General features: G+C 47.5%; 3 protein-coding genes. 1 reads left to right on the forward strand and 2 read right to left on the reverse strand.

Annotated features, from left to right (window positions below):
* Positions 1-257, forward strand: a 257-nt coding sequence (locus tag ACE1CM_RS09445; protein ID WP_374877159.1) for a hypothetical protein, incomplete at its 5' end; no start/stop codon positions are given.
* A gap of 388 nt (positions 258-645) precedes the next feature.
* Here the strand turns inward: ACE1CM_RS09445 and ACE1CM_RS09450 are convergent.
* Both ACE1CM_RS09450 and ACE1CM_RS09455 read right to left on the reverse strand, forming a co-directional pair.
* Positions 646-1,608 (reverse strand): methyltransferase domain-containing protein, encoded by a 963-nt coding sequence (locus ACE1CM_RS09450; protein WP_374877160.1) that lies wholly within the window; start codon positions 1,606-1,608, stop codon positions 646-648.
* A 520-nt stretch (positions 1,609-2,128) separates the two neighbouring features.
* Positions 2,129-2,418, reverse strand: a 290-nt coding sequence (locus tag ACE1CM_RS09455) for a hypothetical protein (protein ID WP_374877161.1), incomplete at its 5' end; no start/stop codon positions are given.

Raw genomic sequence — 2,418 nt, forward strand, 5'->3', positions numbered from 1 at the left:
AATTTGGACGCACAGATCCGGTAGAGTCGGACAAAAACTCTTCTGCCATGAGATATTCTCCTTTTTTTGGATGGAAAACCAAAAAATCTAGCCACCCCGCAGGCAGCGCAAAGCAGGGTGGCTACAGAGAAATGTTAAAATTCTCAATTAGCCTCCAAGCTGACACGACAGTTTGGGGGTCAAGCTGTCCATTGCCGTTCCTGCGGCATTGGGCAGCGATACTAGATTTTTGGGTGGACAAGGGTTGCTGTCGTTGAACTAGAGCAACCTTAAACAGAGACAATAGCGCCATTGGGGACAACTGTCAAGACACCCGTGGCCTTGCGTTACCAAACTTTATTGATTGCAGATCGCAGACTCCAGATTAAGTTGATTGTGGGAGAGGGTTTTACGAGAGATCGTTGCTAGCAGCGCCAACAATAAATAAACCTCCTGGGAGTGGTGAACAACTCATATCAAGTACGGTGACATCGGACTTGCACCTTTACCCCCAACCTCCTCTACGATCGAGGGCGAGGGGCTGACTATACAAGCCCGATGCTGGCCTACTTGATATCAGAGATTAAGCGCTTGAAGGACAGGCGTTAGTTTTCTAGATCGACAAAGATAGTGTCGCCGTCGTTAAATTCGCCGCGCCAAATGGATTTAGGCATGACCTGGAATGGATTCAGTGGATGGCGCAAAACAAGATCCGTCTAATCGTCGCCTGGCGATCCAGTCAGTGGCACCTGCGACCCGCGCCGCGTCCAGGATGCCGCGCTGAGAGTTGTGATGAATTCGTCGTTTCACCAGATTCCGGAGGCGGTTGCCGGAGTTGTAAATGAAGTACATCAAGTCTCCCAGAAAGGTAAGTGGTCGAGTCGCTTTGTTGCCCATATTAAGAATTGCCCGAAAACCGCTGTATCCTTTACCCGGCCAGATATGGATAATCTCAAAATCGGCCTGGGTCAGTAGCTCGAAGACCCCCAATGGGGACATGTGGAAGAAACTGTCGTCGTGCCATGGTTCAAGAAAAGACACGTTGCCTAAGTAGTAGCCTCCGGGTTTCAGAACCCTTGCTACCTCTTGGACAACGAGATAAGGACATGCCAAATGTTCCGTTACGCCAGCCGAATACACTATATCGAAGGTGTGCTGATTAAAAGGGAGGAAATGACAGTCGCAAAGCAGATCTGGGCCGCCATGGAGTTGGAGGCGCTGATCGACCCGAGTCTTGGAAATGTCGATCCCTAAGTATCGAAACTGTTTAGATTCGAGGAATGACCTCATCTGACCTCCGCCACAACCGATTTCTAGAATCGACGCTCCTGAGGGTAGTCGATCAAAAATGTCGAGATGGGCCAAGTCAAGGTGATACGGTTTATCTGAACCTGCTGCACCACAACGAGGTGGATATGAGAAGCAGTCAGTGAATTGCTCTCCGTTAGTCGAACGACTTTGGGGGAAATCGAACGACAGCTTCCGGGAAGCGGTCGTCGGAATCAGGACTGGGGTGCCATCGGATTCGGAGTAATCAGCTTTGCAATGGCTACAGTGGGTAAATGACTCCAGAGGAGCTCTGCACGCCGGACAAACCAGCAAGCTCAACAATGCGCTGCGATCGATCATACGAGAACTGCCTCATCATACTAATCATACGAGTACTCCCTCACAGAAAACGCGCATGAATGCCCCTGGCTATAGATATGGGGAGGATGTGCTACAGCGATTTTAATCGCCGTCAACACTGGATCTGATGATATTACAAAATCGACAATTGGTATGGCAGCCAAAATAGCTTCAAGTAAAACAAAAACCCTTCCATTTTTATCCTAACAAATATTAGTATTATAGGCTACATATTAAAATTATTTATTGTCTAAATTTGAGGATCTTTGGCAGCTTGACAATGCCTGCTAGGGCGAGGCAAAGCAGCCATTACAACAGCAACCAGCCCGCAGCATAAATATTTCTCTCAAGCAAGTCATTGCCCCAGTAACTACTGAAACTGAAGGGTTGATTGGTAACCAATAGACTTCTTTAGAAACTACTCTCAAAGGCGGGCTCCAATGCCCACCCCACAAGAGTTATTGCAGAGATATAATAAACAGCAGCTAAAAATAGAAACTCTGTGATAGAAACCCGGTTTCTATAAAGAAACCGGGTTTCTGCGTAGATTTCTGTGATAGAAACCCGGTTTCTTTGCGCCAAGTATCCAACCCGCCAGGGAATAAATTCCCAGGGCTTTTAGCGAAAGTCCGTTAAAACAAACTGGTTTGAGCGCATTTAGTCGGTTTGAACCGACTTGTAGAGACGTTACATGTAACGTCTCTACAATAATCCGGAAAATTATTTCCGGGCGTGTTTGATAGAAACAAAGGTGATTTACGCCCGTCCCGATTTTATCGTCCCGACTTCGGAGTCGATGAATCGGTAGAT

The sequence above is a fragment of the Microseira sp. BLCC-F43 genome (assembly GCF_041929235.1).
Taxonomy (GTDB): Bacteria; Cyanobacteriota; Cyanobacteriia; order Cyanobacteriales; family Aerosakkonemataceae; genus Microseira.

Excerpts from the sequence above, each read along its gene's own strand:
- ACE1CM_RS09450 (WP_374877160.1), bottom strand. The coding sequence starts at position 1,608 with ATGATCGATCGCAGCGCATTGTTGAGCTTGCTGGTTTGTCCGGCGTGC.